Source organism: Rhodococcus sp. T7, assembly GCF_009872365.1.
GTDB lineage: Bacteria > Actinomycetota > Actinomycetes > Mycobacteriales > Mycobacteriaceae > Rhodococcus_F.
In genome coordinates this window covers 82,285-97,117 of record NZ_WXYH01000143.1, presented here as the reverse complement: position 1 = coordinate 97,117, position 14,833 = coordinate 82,285, and the positions used below count along the sequence as shown (strand labels likewise).

Here is a 14,833-nt window from a genome sequence, read left to right as displayed (position 1 = left end):
TGCAGGCCTGACCCACCGGCACCACCCGCGCCCCGTCGTCCACCCGGACGACGGGGCGCGGTCGTTGTGAACACGACGCAACATTTTCGATCGACGTGATCCAGGTCATTGTGATCGTGGGCCGCCTCGAGTGACCCTGGCCCCTTCGATGTCGGCGACTGCGAAACGAAGGTGACCACATGGGTAGCGACTCCGAACTCTCGTTCGCTCTCGACCTCACGCTGGACGAAGCGCGTCGGCGCAGCGCTGTCCTCGAAGCGATCGGCGAGGACTGGGACCCTGTCGCGGTGCTGGCGGAGGAAGAGCGGGCGTACGACATGCTGTACTCCGGGCTCGACCCCGAGCAGCAGCGCATCTACGACGAACTGGTGCAGGCGGGTGTGCTCCCGGATCGGACGGTGGGCCGTGTTGCCGATTGATCCCACCGCGGACTTCTCCCGTCGCGCCTGGTTGCCCTGTCCGGGCTGCGACCACGGCTCGTCCTGCGGCGACTGCGGGTCCGGCCGCAACTGCGACCGGCACTGGCAGTACCTGCTGAGCAATCAGGGAACCCACGTGCACCTGCAGTGCCCCGACTGCACGCACGTGTGGAGCATCGACACCCGCCACGGGCGGCCGCGGCGGGGCCGGAAGGCCGCGTAGGCGCGCCCCGACCGCTATTCAGCCGCGGCTCCGCGGCCGGTCGGCGAGTAGCTGGGTGAGCCGGTGTGCCTCACGGAGGAGGAATTCTCCCAGCTCACGGCGTCGTTCCTCACGGAACCGGCTCTCCACCCCGGTGATGCTCAGCGCCCAGGCGGGCGATCCCTGGGTGTCGAAGACGGCGGCGCCCATCCCCCAACTGCCCTCGACGAGCAGTCCGGGGTTGACGGTGTAGCCGTTGAGGCGGGTCTCCGCGATGCGCTCGGCGATCTTCTCCCGGCTGTGCTGCGGCCCCCATTCGCCGGTGACGTCCGCGCGCGCCAGGTACTCGTCGATCTCGCGGTCCGGCAGGTGCGACAGGATGACCATCCCCGCCGTCGCCACCCCGAGCGGAAATCGGATACCGATGTGCAGCACGTGCGAGCGGAGCGGGAAGCTGCCCTCCTCGCTCGCAATGCAGACCGTTTCGTCGCCGCGGCGAGCGGACAGGAACACGCTTTCGCCGGTCTCGCGGGCGAGATCGCGGAGGATGTCACGGGAGCGGTCCGTGATGTCGTACCGGCTGGCGGCGAGCGAGCCGAGCAGGTACAGCTCGGGTCCGAGCGACCATTTGCCCGACTTCAGGTCGCGGTCGACCAGTCCCTCCTCTGCCAGCGAGACCAGGAGGCGATGCACGGTGGGGCGGGCGAGCCCCGTCTCCCGCGCCAGGGCGGACGTCGAGGATCCCGAGGATTCGAGGGCCGCGACGGCCCGCAGGATCGATCCCACCCGGTGGATGACCTGTGGCCGCTGCGCCTCGTTCATGACCGGAGTATACGTCCACTCAGTGAACGCTCTTGTCCACGACGTCCAGACCGCGAGCAACATGTCCGAACTCCTTGAAATGCATGAAGCGACCCCTTTTAGTGGAGCAAAGCCCGCCGCAGAGGTCGTCCACTGGATGGACGAAATGTCGCGGGAAGGCGGTTTCGCCGGGTTCGGCGGCCAGAAGAAAGGATGCACATGGGATCGAGAGTGTTCGACACCCCGGAAAAAGCTGTCGCGGACGTGTCCGACGGCGCGACGATCGCCGTGGGCGGATTCGGCCTGTGCGGAATCCCCGACTCGCTGATCCGCGCGCTCGCCGACTCGGGTGTCGGGAACCTCGAGGTCTTCTCCAACAACTGCGGTGTGGACGACCACGGGCTCGGGATCCTGCTGGGCGCCCGCCAGATTCGCCGTGTCACCGCGTCGTACGTCGGTGAGAACAAGGAATTCGCCCGCCAGTACCTCTCCGGTGAGCTCGAGGTGGAACTCACCCCGCAGGGCACGCTGGCCGAACGCCTCCGGGCCGGCGGTGCGGGCATCCCCGCGTTCTTCACCCCCGCCGGTGTCGGCAGCCCGGTCGCCGACGGCGGCCTGCCGTGGCGCTACGCCGCCGACGGTTCCGTCGCGCTCGCATCGCCCGCCAAGGAAACCCGGCAGTTCGGCGACAAGCGCTACGTCCTCGAACTCGGCATCACCGCCGACTTCGCCCTGGTCCACGCGCTGCGCGGCGACACCGCCGGCAACCTGGTCTTCGACAAGACCGCCCTGAACTTCAACCCCCTCGCGGCCATGGCCGGGAAGGTGACCATCGCGCAGGTCGAGGAACTCGTCCCCGCGGGCACCATCGATCCCGCCCAGGTGCACCTGCCCGGAGTCTTCGTTCAGCGCATCGTCGAGACCGGCCCCCAGAACAAGCGGATCGAGAAGCGGACAGTCAGCAGCACGGAAGGAGCCACTCGATGACCGGCACCAACGGATGGACACGTGACCAGATGGCCGCCCGCGCGGCCGCGGAGATGGTCGACGGCGAATACGTCAACCTCGGCATCGGACTGCCGACGCTCATCCCCGGGTACCTCGGCACCGACGTCACCGTCACCCTGCATTCCGAGAACGGGATCCTCGGCACCGGCCCCTACCCCACCGACGACAACGTCGACCCCGACCTGATCAACGCGGGCAAGGAAACGGTCACCGTCAACGCCGGCGCCGCGTTCTTCGATTCGGCGCTGTCGTTCGGCATGATCCGCGGCGGCCACATCGACACCGCCGTCCTCGGTGGCATGCAGGTTTCCCGCACCGGCGACCTCGCCAACTGGATGGTCCCCGGCAAGATGGTCAAGGGCATGGGCGGCGCGATGGACCTCGTGCACGGGGCGAGCCGCGTCATCGTCCTCATGGAGCACACCGACCGGGACGGCAACCCCAAGATCATCGACACCTGCACCCTGCCGCTCACCGGCCAGGGCGTCGTCAACCGCATCATCACCAACCTCGCCGTCATCGACGTGGTCGGCGACGGCACCCTCGCCCTGCGTGAGGTCGCCCCCGGTGTCACCGTCGACGACGTCGTCGCCGCCACTGGAACCCCCCTCGAGATCCGCGAATCCGCGCTCGTCTGACCGACATTCGCCACGACACCAAGGACATACCCATGACTTCACGCACCAGGTCCGTCATCGTCGCCGGGGCCCGGACCCCCGTCGGCCGGCTGACGGGTTCGCTCGCGACCCTCTCCGGATCCGACCTCGGTGGCATCGCCATCAAGGGTGCCCTCGACAAGGCCGGGGTGGCACCGGAACTGGTGGAGTACGTGATCATGGGGCAGGTCCTCACTGCCGGCGCCGGTCAGATCCCGGCCCGGCAGGCCGCGGTCGCCGCGGGCATCCCGATGTCGGTACCCGCCGTGACCGTCAACAAGGTGTGCCTGTCGGGTCTCGACGCCATCGCGCTCGCCGACCAGCTGATCCGCGCCGGCGAGTTCGACGTCGTCGTCGCCGGTGGGCAGGAGTCGATGTCCCAGGCGCCGCACCTGCTCCCGGGTTCACGGGGCGGTTTCAAATACGGCGACACCACCCTCGTCGACCACCTCGCCTACGACGGCCTCTACGACATCTTCACCGACCAGGCGATGGGCGCACTCACCGAGACCCGGAACGCGAACACCGACAAGATCGGCCGCGAGGAGCAGGACGCCTTCGCCGCCGCGTCCCATCAGCGCGCCGCGGCCGCGTGGAAGAACGGCCTCTTCGACGACGAGGTCGTTCCCGTCACCATCCCGCAGCGCAGGGGTGAGCCCCTCGTCGTCACCGAGGACGAGGGCATCCGCGCCGACACCACCGCCGAATCGCTGTCGAAGCTGCGTCCCGCGTTCAGCAAGGACGGCACCGTCACCGCGGGGTCCGCGTCGCAGATCTCCGACGGCGCCGCGGCCGTCGTGGTGATGAGCAAGGCCAGGGCCGAGGAACTGGGACTCGAATGGATCGCCGAGATCGGCGCCCACGGCGTCGTCGCCGGGCCGGATTCGACGCTCCAGCAGCAGCCCGCCAACGCCATCGACAAGGCCTGCGCCCGAGAGGGACTCGACGCCTCCGCCCTCGATCTCGTCGAGATCAACGAGGCGTTCGCCGCCGTCGGCATCGAATCGACCCGGCAGCTCGGAATCGACCCGTCGAAGGTCAACGTGAACGGCGGCGCCATCGCCATCGGTCACCCGCTCGGCGCGTCGGGTGCACGGGTCGTGCTGCACCTCGCGCTCGAGCTGAAGCGACGCGGCGGGGGAACCGGCGCCGCCGCGCTGTGCGGCGGCGGCGGACAGGGCGACGCCCTGATCCTCCACGTGCCGGGAGAATGACCCCTACTCTCGCCCAGTAGGTTTCGCGTCAGCCGGTCACGACCGGCCCGAGGCGAGCGCGGCGACGGCCGGCGCGAACATGGTGGACTTGATCGCACCGAGCGTGCCGGCGTCCTTCCCCGCGAGCGGCGAGATCAGGTCGACGGCGGCGTCGAGGACCGCGCCTTCGGGCGCGGTCCCGTCGACCAGCCCACTCGTGTGCGCCTCGGTGCCGCCGTACCGGTGGCCGGTGGTCATGGCGGTGATCGCGGTCTGCGGCGTCAGCTTGGCCTGGATCAGCGCCGCCATGCCCGGGGTGAACGGAATGTGGATGTCGACCTCGGGGAAGCAGTAGAACCCACGGTCGGACCGCATCACCCGGTAGTCGTGGGCGATTCCCAGCATGGCGCCGGCGCCGAACGCGTGCCCGTTGACGGCGGCCACCGTCGGCAGCGGCAGCGTCAGAATTCGACTGAACAGGGCCTGCACGCGCCCGACGTACCAGTCCGCGCGGTCGCCGTTGGCCAGCAGCCAGTCCAGGTCGAGGCCGTTGGAGTAGAACTTTCCGGTGGCCGTGGTGACCAGGGCCTGCGCGCCCTGCTCGTGCGCGTCGTCGAGGAGGCCACCGACGGTGTCGAGCCACTCGGGGGAGAAACGGTTTTCGTCTTCGCCGAGGTCGAGCACGGCGATCTTGTCCCGGTAGGTCAGGGTGGCGGTCATCAGGAACCTTTCGTGGTGCTGTCGTGACGTTTCCCCGGGGGCGGGGGGTCGAGTGCGAGGACGGCGCGGACCGCCGCCTCCAGGCGCCGGCGCATGGCGTCGTCCGGTTTCCGCCGCGCGCGCAGCAGCAGTCCGGTGGGGAGTCCGACGACGCACGCTTCGATCACTTCGACCGCGCGACCGTCCCTGCGCCCCCACAACGCCTGCGCCAACCGGACGAAGAGTTCGACGAGGACGGAGTCGAGGCGCGCCAACTCGTCCGCGACGTTCTCGGGGACGTCGGATCCGAGCAGTTCGTCGCGCCGCACAGTGAGCAGAAGTCGCGACGACTGCGGGAACTTCTCGGCGAAGACGGCCGGGGTGTCGGCGGCCGCGACGACGGCGTCCACGGGACCCCGCTCCAGCGCGTGCTCGGCCGATTCCTGTTGCAGGTCGAGAAATCGGTGCGCCGCCCGCAACCATGCGCGTCCGACAAGCCCTCCGCGGGAGCCGAATGCGTGATAGATGGCGCCGTTGGACATCTCGGTGGCGGCGGCGACCGCCCGCAGCGTGACCGCGCTCGGTCCGCCTTCGACCGCCAGCCGTTCGGCAGTGTCGAGCGCGGCGTCGAGATCGTGGACTCGTGGCCTGGGCATACGGCGAACGATAACAGATCATGCGTTCTATTACTCGTCGGTAGGTACTGACCCCTCGCGCCACGGGAGCCGTTCGACGATCGGCCAGCCGTTGTGCCCCGAGTCACAATGGGTTAGCTTTGTCCGGACATAAACACATTACGTGTTCTGCACATGGAATACGTCGAGGAGATGTTCATGGCCAGCGATCTCACCCGAACTACCGCCCAGCACCTGCCCGCCGACGCGCCTGGACGGCACTCGCACAGGCTCGGCGTCATCGCCGTCGTCGCCACCTTCGGCGGCCTGCTCTTCGGATACGACACCGGCGTCATCAACGGCGCACTCGAACCGCTCAAAGAAGACCTCCAGCTCACCTCGTTCACCGAGGGCCTGGTGGTGAGCATCCTGATCTTCGGCGCCGCGATAGGCGCCCTCATCGGCGGCCGGATGTCCGACCGGTACGGACGCCGGCACAACATCCTGGTACTCGCGATCATCTTCATGATCGGCACGCTCGGCTGCGTGCTGTCCCCCACGTGGGAGATCCTCGCGCTGTTCCGCTTCATCCTCGGCCTCGCCGTCGGCGGCGCATCCGCGACGGTGCCCGTGTATCTCGCCGAGATCTCCCCCGTCGAACGGCGCGGCAGCGTGGTCTCCCGCAACGAAGTCATGATCGTGTGCGGGCAGTTCGCCGCATTCGTGATCAACGCCGTCATCTTCAACATCTGGGGTGAGCACGAGAGTGTCTGGCGCTTCATGCTCCTGATCGCCGTCGCTCCGGCCATCGTCCTGTTCGCCGGAATGCTGAGGATGCCGGAGAGCCCGCGCTGGCTGATGTCGCAGGATCGGCACGACGAAGCACTTGCCGTGCTCCTCCAGGTCCGGTCCCCGGAGCGGGCGCGCGCCGAACTGGAAGAAGTCCAGGCGCTCGCGGAGGAAGAGAAACTCGCACAGACCGGCGGACCCGCGGACCTGTCGGTGAAGTGGATCCGCCGCCTCATCTTCATCGGCGTCGGACTCGGCGTGTTCCAGCAGGCCACCGGCATCAACTCGGTGATGTACTACGGCACCCAACTGCTCGGCGACGCCGGATTCTCCTCCAACGCAGCCATTGTCGCGAACACCCTCAACGGACTGTTCAGCGTGCTCGGCGTCCTCACCGGTATCGCCCTGATCAACCGGATCGACCGGCGGAAGATGCTCATCGGCGGTTTCGTCCTCACCACCACGTTCCACCTGCTCGTCGGCCTGTCGGCGTTCCTGCTGCCCGACGGCACCGCGAAGGCCTACTTCATCCTCGTGTTCGTGGTTCTGTTCGTCTTCTCGATGCAGGGCACGATCGGCCCCCTGGTGTGGCTGATGCTGTCGGAGATCTTCCCCCTGAAGATCCGCAGCTTCGCGATCGGCATCTGCATCTTCATGCTGTGGATCGCGAATGCGCTGGTCGCGCTCGTCTTCCCGCCTCTCGTGGCGGCACTGGGGATCGCGGCCACGTTCTTCATCTTCGCGGGCCTCGGCGTGCTGGCCCTCGTGTTCATCACCACCCAGGTCCCGGAAACCCGCGGCCGCTCCCTCGAGGAACTCGAAGAGCAGTTCCGGCGCGAGTATTCGTGACCGGTGCCGCACCGAGTCCCCTGAAAGGTTGATTTCATGACAGTGCTCGTCGCAGTGACCGACACCTCCGAAGGATCGCACGCCCTCCTCGCCGGCAAGAAGGAAGCCGCGATGCTGGACACCGATCTGCTGGTGGTGAACCTCTCCCTCACCGAACCCGAAGAGGTGCACACCCTCGCGGACGACGGGGTGACCGTCCTCGACCGGATCGGCCGCGGCGACCGCGATCCCGCCACCGCCGTGCTGGACCTGATCGACGACCGACCCGACATCGAACGCCTCGTGATCGGGGTCAAACGCCGCAGCGCGGTCGGCAAGGCCCTTCTCGGCAGCGTGAGCCAACGGCTCATCCTGCAGTCCCCGATTCCGGTTCTCGCAGTCAAAACCCCCCAGTAGGAGCCGAGTTGAGCAAGCACGGAAGCCTGCGGCTGTCCGCGGGCATGGTCGGCGGCGGGCAGGGCGCCGACATCGGCAAGACCCACCGCTACGCGATGCGTCTGGACGATCGATACGACCTGCAGGCGGGGGTCTTCGGGCGGGACGCCGCGTCGTCGGTGCAGATCGCAGAGAGCCTCGGTGTACCGGCCGAGCGCACCTACCGCGACTACAGGGAGATGGCCGAACGGGAATCCGCCCGCGAGGACGGCGTCGACGTGGTGGCCGTGACCACCCCGAACGACAGCCACTTCGACGTCGCGCGCACGTTCCTGGAGGCAGGCATCTCGGTGGTGTGCGAGAAGCCCCTCACCCGCGACTCGGAGTCGGCCGCGGAACTCGTCGCGATCGCCGAGTCGTCCGGCGCCTTCCTGGCCGTCCCGCACTGCTATTCGGCGTACGCCATGGTGCGGCACGCGGCCCGGATGGTGCGCGACGGCGACCTCGGGCGCATCCGGTTCGTGGCAGTGGAACACGCGTCCGGGTGGGCGGCGACACCCCTGGAACTCGGCGAACACCGGCAGGCGCGGTGGCGCACCGACCCCCACGTCGCGGGATTCCCCAGCGTAGTCGGCGATCTCGGCACCCACGCCTTCCAGCTGTTGCGTTTCGTCACCGGTCTCGAGGCGACCAGGGTGTCGGCAGAACTGGACACCCTCGTCCCCGGACGGCGGGTGTTCGACAACGCCACGGTGCGCCTCACCCTCTCCAACGGGGCACCCGCGACGCTGTGGGCGAGCATGGCCGCCACCGGAAACGAGCACGGCCTCCGCATCCGGGTCTTCGGCGACACCGCGAGCATCGAATGGCGGCACGAAGATCCGCACCACCTGACGGTCCGCGACCTCGACGGCGGCACCACGATCCTCGCGCAGGGAATGCGCACCCTGTCCGAGGACGCCGCCCGGCTCACCCGTCCCGGTCTGGGACACCCCGAGGGCTTCCTCGAGGCGTTCGCGAACTTCTACCGCGACCTCGCGGACGAACTCCGCGCCCGCCGCGACGGCGAGCCCACCACAATCCGCGATCTGTCCTTCCCCACCGGACGCGACGGACTGATCGGAGTCCAGTTCGTCGAGGCGACGGCCGCCTCCAACGCTGCCGACTCGGCCTGGGTCGTTCCCGCTTTCGCACACGTAAAGGTCGGTATCTGACATGCAGCGTTTCGCCCTCATCGGAGCCGGGTTCATCGGCGGTGTCCACGGCGCCAACCTCGCGGCGCACCCCGACGTCGACCTGGCGCTCGTCTTCGACATCGATTTCGCGCGCGCGACGGACCTCGCCAAGCGGCACGGCAGCCGCGCGACCACCGATCTCGCGGAAGTCTTCGATCCCACGGCGATCGACGCCGTCTTCATCGCGTCGTCCACCGACACCCACGCCGAGCACCTCCGCACCGCGGCGACGGCAGGAATCCCGGCCCTGTGCGAAAAGCCCATCGATCTCGACCTCGCCCACGCCGTCGACATCGTGCGCTTCGCCGACTCCCGGTCACTGCGGGCGATGGTCGATTTCAACCGCCGCTTCGATCGCGACTACGCCGAACTGCAGCGGGTGGTCGCGTCCGGCGAGATCGGCTCGGTCGAGCTGATCCAGATGACCAGCCGCGGCCCGGCGATGCCGCCACTCGAGTACATCGCCGTCTCGGGCGGGCAGATGCGCGACCAGACCGTCCACTTCTTCGACCTGGCGCGGTGGATCTCCGGGCTCGACCCCGAGTCGGTGTTCGCGACCGGTTCCACACTGGCCGAACCCCGCCTCGCCGAGTACGGCGACGTCGACACGTCAGCCGTCACGCTGCGTCTGCCCGGCGGCGCACTCGTCCAGATCGACTGCACGCGGCGGATCGGCTACGGCTACGACGAACGCATCGAGGTGCTCGGTTCCACGGGCATGGTCGAAGCGCGGCGTCAGCGCGCCGGATCCGTTTCCCGGTACAGCGCAGGTCGCGTGGTCGAGGACGGGATGCACGCGGGATGGTTCGAGAGGATCCGGGCCAGCTACCGCACCGCGCTCGACCACTTCGTCGACGCGCTGGAGAACGGCGCCGCCATCGGACCCACCCTGTCGGAGGCGTTGAAGGCACAGGCGATCGCCGAGGCCGCGACCCGCTCGCTCACCAGCGGTCGCATGGAGTCGATCGAGTACCCGGCCTGAACCGGGTCACACGGGGTCACACCGGGTCTCCGAAGACGACGACGTCGGCCCGGGCACGGCCTGGCGCAACTAACGCGGCGTTGCGTTCGTCGCTGCGCCGCACCCACTCTCGCGCCTCGTCGGGTGACTTGCCGAACCGGACGTGCCGCTCGACGAGGCGGGCGACGCGCTCGTCCCCGTCCGGGGCGAGGAACCACGCCTCGTCGAGCAGGGCACGCACCGCCGACCACGGTCCCTCGTCGAGGAGGAGGTAGTTGCCCTCGGTGATCACCAGCGGAACGTCCGGCGGGACGGCAATCGACCCGGCGTACGACTCCTCGACCTCACGGTGGAACTGCGGGGCGTACACCGTCTCGCCGTCGGGTTCCCGCAGCCTGCGCAGCAGCGCCACGTACCCGGCGGCGTCGAAGGTGTCCGGTGCGCCCTTGCGTCCGGCGCGGCCGAGGCGGGCAAGTTCCGCACCCGCCAGGTGGAATCCGTCCATCGGCACGACCACCGCGGACGACCCCAACCCTGCCAGCACCGCCGCGGCCACCGTGCTCTTCCCCGAACCCGGCGGTCCCGCGATGCCGAGAACGCGGCGCGTGCCCGGCGCGGCGAGCGCCCGGGCGCGCGCGACGAGTTCCTCGAGTCGGCCCACGCCTTCTACGGTGTCACGTAGAACGTGCCGACGCTCGGTGTGCCGTACACGTCGTACAGGCCCGGGAGATGAGCGGTCACGGTGACGAGGATCTGTCCGGGGCCGGTGGTGGACGACGATCCGATTCCGGGGACGATTCGTTACCGATCGAAATCCTCGGTCAGAAAACCGTTCCGACGTCCCGGGCGACCATGCCGTAGACCACCGGACCGCCCTGCGGAGCGCGGACTGCTCGGCTCCTCGGCCGGGACCGCGGGTTCGGCGTCCACGTCGGTGGTGCCCAGCCGCGCGTAGAGGTCGGGGTTGCGTCGCGCGAGCCGCATGCCGAGCGCCAACCCGATCATCAGGCTGACCGGCGTGACGGCGACGAGGATCGTGTTCACGGCGGGTCCGGCGGCGGTGAGCAGGTCCATCTTGGCCACGATCAGCCACGTCGCGTACATCAACATGGCGAGGGCGGCCGCGGGGGCAACCCGCACTCTCCAGACCGAATGCCCGCGGCGATCCCGCCAGAAGAATGCGAGAACGGCCGCGGCGGCCATGGCTTGGAGGACGGCGATGCCCACGACGCCCGGCGAATTCACCCAGAGCAGGAGTTGGAGGTAGGGGTCGGCGCCTGCGAGCGCGAACCCGGCGATCACGACCGCCGCGAGCAGGCTCTGCACGGCGCTCGCCACGTACGGCGACTTGTAGACCGGGTGCAGTTTGCCGAGCACCCGGGGCAGTACGTGCTCGCGCGACAACGCGAAGGCGTAGCGGGTGATTGCGTTGTGGAACGCGAGCAGGCTCGCGAGGATGCTCGTGATGATCAGCAGTTCCATGAGCGTGCTCGCCGAGCCGCCGACGTAGTTCTCGATCGCGTCGAAGTACATCGCGGCGGGGTCCGAGGCGGCGAGCGCGAGCGCCTGATCGGGCCCGTACGCCTGGATGATGATCCACACCATGAAGGCGTAGAAGAGGCCGAGGAACGCGACCGCCAGGTACGTCGCCCGGGGAATTGTGCGGGACGGGTCCTTCGCCTCCTCCCGGTAGAGGGCGGTCGCTTCGAACCCGATGAACGCGGCGAACGCCAACGTCAGCACCCCGCCCAGTCCGGGACTGAAGACGTGGGCGGGAGCGAAGGACTCGAAAGTGAGGCCCTCGGCGCCGCCCCGAAGGAGGACGGCGACGGCGAGCAACACCAGGATCCCGGTCTCGGCGCTCAGCAGCAGGATCAGGAACCGCGCGCCGACGTGGACCGACCGCGACCCGAGGAACCAGATGAGCCCGACACCGATCAGCGACCACAGTCCCCACGGCAGGTCAAGGCCGACGAGATCCGCCGTGGTGGACTGGGTGAAATACCCCAGGGCGCCGAAGATCCCGATCTCGAGGGCGTTATAGGACACGAGGGCGAGGACCGCGGCCGCCAGACCCCATCGGGGGCCGAGTCCGAGCGAGATGTACGAGTAGAACGCTCCCGCGTTGTGGATGTACTTGCTCATCGCGGTGAAGCCGATCGCGAACACGCCCAGCGCGAGCCCGGCCAGGATGTACCCGCCGGGCGCCCCGATGCCCCCGACGTTCAGAGCCAGGGGCGCCACGCCCGCCATCACCAGCAACGGCGCGGCGGCCGCGACGACGAAGAACACGATGCCGGCGGTTCCGAGGGCGCCGCCCTCGAGTTGCGCGCCGGAGGCGGGTCCGGGTGCGGTTTTCTTCATGAGGAACTTCTCCAGTCCGGGCAGGGGCGCGACGGCGAGGAAACCAGGGCGCGGATACGCGACGAGGAACAATCGAATGTGTTTCGATTAGACTAGAACGTAGTGACCGGCGCCACAAGGGCATAATCGAATGAATTTCGATTGGAAAGGTGGGTGCAGCGATGGGCAGACCCCGCGTCGCACGCCTGGACCGCGAACGAATCGCGGAGGCGGCGCTCGAACTGGTCGATCGGGACGGCGACTTCCGGATGCCGGATCTGGCCCGGCACCTGAACGTGCAGGTGTCGTCGATCTATCACCATGCCAAGGGCCGCGCGGCCGTCGTCGAACTGGTGCGCCACCGCGTCGTCCGGGAAATCGACGGATCGTCGTTCGAGCGCCTGCCGTGGGACGAGGCCCTGTCCGAGTGGGCCCGGTCGTATCGGGCAGCATTCAGCAGGCACCCCACGGCCATCCGTCTCCTCGCCACCGAGACGGTGCGCGATCCCGGTTCGCTCTCGGTGTATCACTCGGCGGCCGCCGGACTGCGCGACGCCGGTTTCCCGGACGACCACATCATGGCCGTCATCACCGCCGCGGAGAATTTTCTCCTCGGGGCCGCCCTCGACGCGGCCGCGCCGGAGGTCATGATCGAAGCGGACGCGACGACGCCCGACGATGCACTGACCCGGGCGCTCGCCGCCGCACCCCGCGGCCCCGAACGGGCCGAGCAGGCGTTCGAACTCGGTCTGGCGGCGCTGCTGGCGGGCTTCCGCGCCCTCCTGCAGGACCGCGGCGCGGTGCGGCGGTAGCCCCGAACGTCAGTGAACCCGCTTGCCGCCCAGCCAGGTTCGGGTCACGGTGAGGTCGCCGAGCGCCTGCGTGGACGTCAGGGCGTACGGATCGACCGGCAGCTGGATCATGTCGGCCCGCATTCCCGGCAGCAGCCGGCCCCACAGGTCCTCCTCGAAGCCCTGATGGGCGACGCCCGCCGAATATGCGGAGAGGGCCCGTTCGAGGCCGACGCGCTCCCGCGGCAACCATCCCTCCGACGGGATGCCGGACGGTGTCTGGCGGTGGATCGCGGTCGCGATGCCCTTGATCGGCTCGTAGGCGGTGATGGGCCAGTCGCTGCCGAAGGCCACCCGCGCGCCGCGCTCGGCGAGGGTTCCGATCCGATACTGCTTCGCGCTCCGCTCGGCGCCGATCCGCGGGATCGTCAATTCCGTCATCAGCGCGTCGAGTTGGGCCCACAGCGGCTGGAAGTTGGCGACCACCCCGAGAGACGTGAACCGGTCGAGGTCTTCGCCGTCGACCAATTGCAGATGCGCGATGGTGGCACGCCGATCACGCGGACCGTTGCACCGGTCGGCGTACTCGATCGCGTCGAGCGCCATGCGCACCCCCGCGTCGCCGATGGCGTGGATGTGGATCTGGAATCCCAGCCGGTCCACCTCGGCCGCGGCCCGGCACAGTTCGTCCGTGGTCCAGTTGCTGATGCCGTGGGAATGCGGACAGTCCGTGTAGGGCGCCAGCAGCGCCGCGGTGCCTGCCTCGATCACGCCGTCGGCGAAGAACTTGACCGTTCCCACCCTTACCGTGTCGCCGCCCCGTTCTCCGACCCGCTTCCGCGCCGCGGCGAATGCCTCGCGGTCGGACTCCCAGGTCTCCGGAGTGGCACGGAACGCGAGATTGGCTCGGGTGGCGAGTAGCCCGCGGTCCGCAGCCGTCAGCCAGACGTCGACGTCGTCCAGTTCGGTCCACGCATCCTGCACCCACGTGATGCCGGCGGCGGCAAGCATTCTCGACACCGACGCGAGCGCGTCGACCCGGACGTCGAAGGTCACCTGCGGCACCAGCGCGAGAACCGGATCGATCGCACCCCATTCACGCAGGGTGCCGAGCAACTCACCGCCGGCGGTCCGGACGATCTCGCCCCGGCCGGATCCGGGGTGTCCCGCGTCAGTCCGGCCCGCCGCAGCGCCTCGCTGTTGACCCAGGCGGTGTGATGATCCATCGTGCGCAGGACCACCGGCCGGTCCGGAACCACGCTGTCGAGCCAGCGCGCCTCGAAGTGCCCGCCGGGCGCGAGCGTCGGCGACACCCCGTCGCCGAATACGCACCCGGCCCCGGGGTTCTCGTCCGCCCAGCATCGCACCTCGCGGAGGACCTCGTCGATGCTGACGCAGTCGCGGATCGCGGCGCCGCGCAATCCGAGGCCGCCCAGCAGCGGGTGGACGTGCCCGTCCCCGAACGACGGCAACAACGCGCCGCCGCCCAGGTCGATCACCTCGGTACCGCTCGCCCGCAGGGCACGGGCCCGCTCGCCCAGCGCGACCACGCGACCGCCGGCCACGGCGAGCGCGTCGCTGACGGGTAGGTCGGGATCACCGGTGCGCACCGCGCCTCCGACGACCAGCAGTTCGGCGTCCACGGCCGCTCCTTCACTAATCGAATATGATTCGATTAAGCTAGGTCGTATACGGGCCGACGTCAAGAGATGCCGGGTCACGGGGCGGAATTCGAGAGTTCGGCGCCCTCTTGCGAATTGTAGACCGGTCGTATACAACTGGTGCACCGCCTGCGGTGATCGGCTTCACAGTCGGACGGAGGCAAGAAAAAAGCGGGCTCGGCGGCTGTTGGAGCAACCACCGAGCCCAGGCAACACCATCTGCGCGACCGTTCGAGT

At 68.9% G+C, this 14,833-nt stretch carries 15 protein-coding genes and 1 pseudogene; 10 read left to right on the top strand and 6 right to left on the bottom strand.

The window, feature by feature from the left end:
• Positions 1–179 precede the first annotated feature (179 nt).
• Together MLGJGCBP_RS16520 and MLGJGCBP_RS16515 are read left to right on the top strand one after the other, a co-directional pair.
• Entirely contained in the window at positions 180–419 is a 240-nt protein-coding gene (locus tag MLGJGCBP_RS16520) for a DUF6400 family protein (protein WP_087555278.1), read from the top strand.
• Positions 406–642, top strand: a complete 237-nt coding sequence (locus tag MLGJGCBP_RS16515; protein WP_160096956.1) for a hypothetical protein — start codon at positions 406–408, stop codon at positions 640–642. Before MLGJGCBP_RS16520 ends, MLGJGCBP_RS16515 begins: the two co-directional genes overlap by 14 nt.
• An 18-nt stretch (positions 643–660) precedes the next feature.
• Here the strand turns inward: MLGJGCBP_RS16515 and MLGJGCBP_RS16510 are convergent, their stop codons facing one another.
• A complete protein-coding gene (locus MLGJGCBP_RS16510) occupies positions 661–1,443 on the bottom strand; it encodes an IclR family transcriptional regulator (protein WP_072949581.1) in 783 nt (260 codons plus the stop codon).
• Between the two features lie 198 nt (positions 1,444–1,641).
• Between MLGJGCBP_RS16510 and MLGJGCBP_RS16505 the strand changes: the two genes are divergently transcribed.
• The 3 genes from MLGJGCBP_RS16505 to MLGJGCBP_RS16495 are packed head-to-tail and all read left to right on the top strand — an operon-like array spanning position 1,642 to position 4,300.
• Entirely contained in the window at positions 1,642–2,409 is a 768-nt protein-coding gene (locus tag MLGJGCBP_RS16505; RefSeq protein ID WP_160096954.1) for a CoA transferase subunit A, read from the top strand.
• On the top strand, positions 2,406–3,068 hold the full coding sequence (locus tag MLGJGCBP_RS16500; RefSeq protein ID WP_160096952.1) for a 3-oxoacid CoA-transferase subunit B: 663 nt from the start codon (positions 2,406–2,408) through the stop codon (positions 3,066–3,068). Before MLGJGCBP_RS16505 ends, MLGJGCBP_RS16500 begins: the two co-directional genes overlap by 4 nt.
• 32 nt (positions 3,069–3,100) lie before the next feature.
• Complete coding sequence (locus tag MLGJGCBP_RS16495) at positions 3,101–4,300, top strand: acetyl-CoA C-acetyltransferase (protein WP_160096950.1); 1,200 nt, start codon at positions 3,101–3,103, stop codon at positions 4,298–4,300.
• A 36-nt stretch (positions 4,301–4,336) separates the two neighbouring features.
• Here the strand turns inward: MLGJGCBP_RS16495 and MLGJGCBP_RS16490 are convergent, their stop codons facing one another.
• Both MLGJGCBP_RS16490 and MLGJGCBP_RS16485 read right to left on the bottom strand, forming a co-directional pair.
• Entirely contained in the window at positions 4,337–4,999 is a 663-nt protein-coding gene (locus MLGJGCBP_RS16490; RefSeq protein ID WP_160096948.1) for an enoyl-CoA hydratase-related protein, read from the bottom strand.
• Complete coding sequence (locus MLGJGCBP_RS16485; protein ID WP_160096946.1) at positions 4,999–5,634, bottom strand: TetR/AcrR family transcriptional regulator; 636 nt, start codon at positions 5,632–5,634, stop codon at positions 4,999–5,001. Before MLGJGCBP_RS16485 ends, MLGJGCBP_RS16490 begins: the two co-directional genes overlap by 1 nt.
• Positions 5,635–5,787: 153 nt before the next feature.
• Here MLGJGCBP_RS16485 and MLGJGCBP_RS16480 point away from each other — a divergent pair, with 153 nt between their 5' ends.
• Genes MLGJGCBP_RS16480 through MLGJGCBP_RS16465 form a run of 4 tightly spaced genes read left to right on the top strand, consistent with a single transcriptional unit; the run spans position 5,788 to position 9,822 of the window.
• Positions 5,788–7,230, top strand: coding sequence for a sugar porter family MFS transporter (locus MLGJGCBP_RS16480; protein ID WP_160096944.1), 1,443 nt, complete (start codon positions 5,788–5,790; stop codon positions 7,228–7,230).
• A 36-nt stretch (positions 7,231–7,266) separates the two neighbouring features.
• On the top strand, positions 7,267–7,626 hold the full coding sequence (locus MLGJGCBP_RS16475) for a universal stress protein (protein ID WP_124391936.1): 360 nt from the start codon (positions 7,267–7,269) through the stop codon (positions 7,624–7,626).
• Positions 7,627–7,634: 8 nt separating this feature from the next.
• Positions 7,635–8,819: a Gfo/Idh/MocA family protein gene (locus tag MLGJGCBP_RS16470; RefSeq protein ID WP_160096942.1), complete on the top strand. Its 1,185-nt coding sequence runs from the start codon at positions 7,635–7,637 to the stop codon at positions 8,817–8,819.
• 1 nt (position 8,820) lies between these two features.
• Complete coding sequence (locus MLGJGCBP_RS16465) at positions 8,821–9,822, top strand: Gfo/Idh/MocA family protein (RefSeq protein WP_087555267.1); 1,002 nt, start codon at positions 8,821–8,823, stop codon at positions 9,820–9,822.
• Positions 9,823–9,838: 16 nt separating this feature from the next.
• On the opposite strand, the gene MLGJGCBP_RS16460 is transcribed toward MLGJGCBP_RS16465, so the two are convergent.
• Together MLGJGCBP_RS16460 and MLGJGCBP_RS16455 are read right to left on the bottom strand one after the other, a co-directional pair.
• Positions 9,839–10,462 carry a nucleoside/nucleotide kinase family protein gene (locus MLGJGCBP_RS16460; RefSeq protein WP_160096940.1) on the bottom strand — a complete coding sequence of 208 codons (624 nt, stop codon included), beginning with the start codon at positions 10,460–10,462 and terminating at the stop codon, positions 9,839–9,841.
• Positions 10,463–10,602: 140 nt separating this feature from the next.
• Positions 10,603–12,165 (bottom strand): APC family permease, encoded by a 1,563-nt coding sequence (locus MLGJGCBP_RS16455; protein WP_236581138.1) that lies wholly within the window; start codon positions 12,163–12,165, stop codon positions 10,603–10,605.
• A gap of 161 nt (positions 12,166–12,326) precedes the next feature.
• On the opposite strand from MLGJGCBP_RS16455, the gene MLGJGCBP_RS16450 reads away from it, so the two are divergent.
• Entirely contained in the window at positions 12,327–12,956 is a 630-nt protein-coding gene (locus tag MLGJGCBP_RS16450) for a TetR/AcrR family transcriptional regulator (RefSeq protein ID WP_087555262.1), read from the top strand.
• A 9-nt stretch (positions 12,957–12,965) separates the two neighbouring features.
• Here MLGJGCBP_RS16450 and MLGJGCBP_RS16445 read toward each other — a convergent pair.
• Positions 12,966–14,434, bottom strand: a pseudogene (locus tag MLGJGCBP_RS16445) (amidohydrolase).
• Positions 14,435–14,833 lie beyond the last annotated feature (399 nt).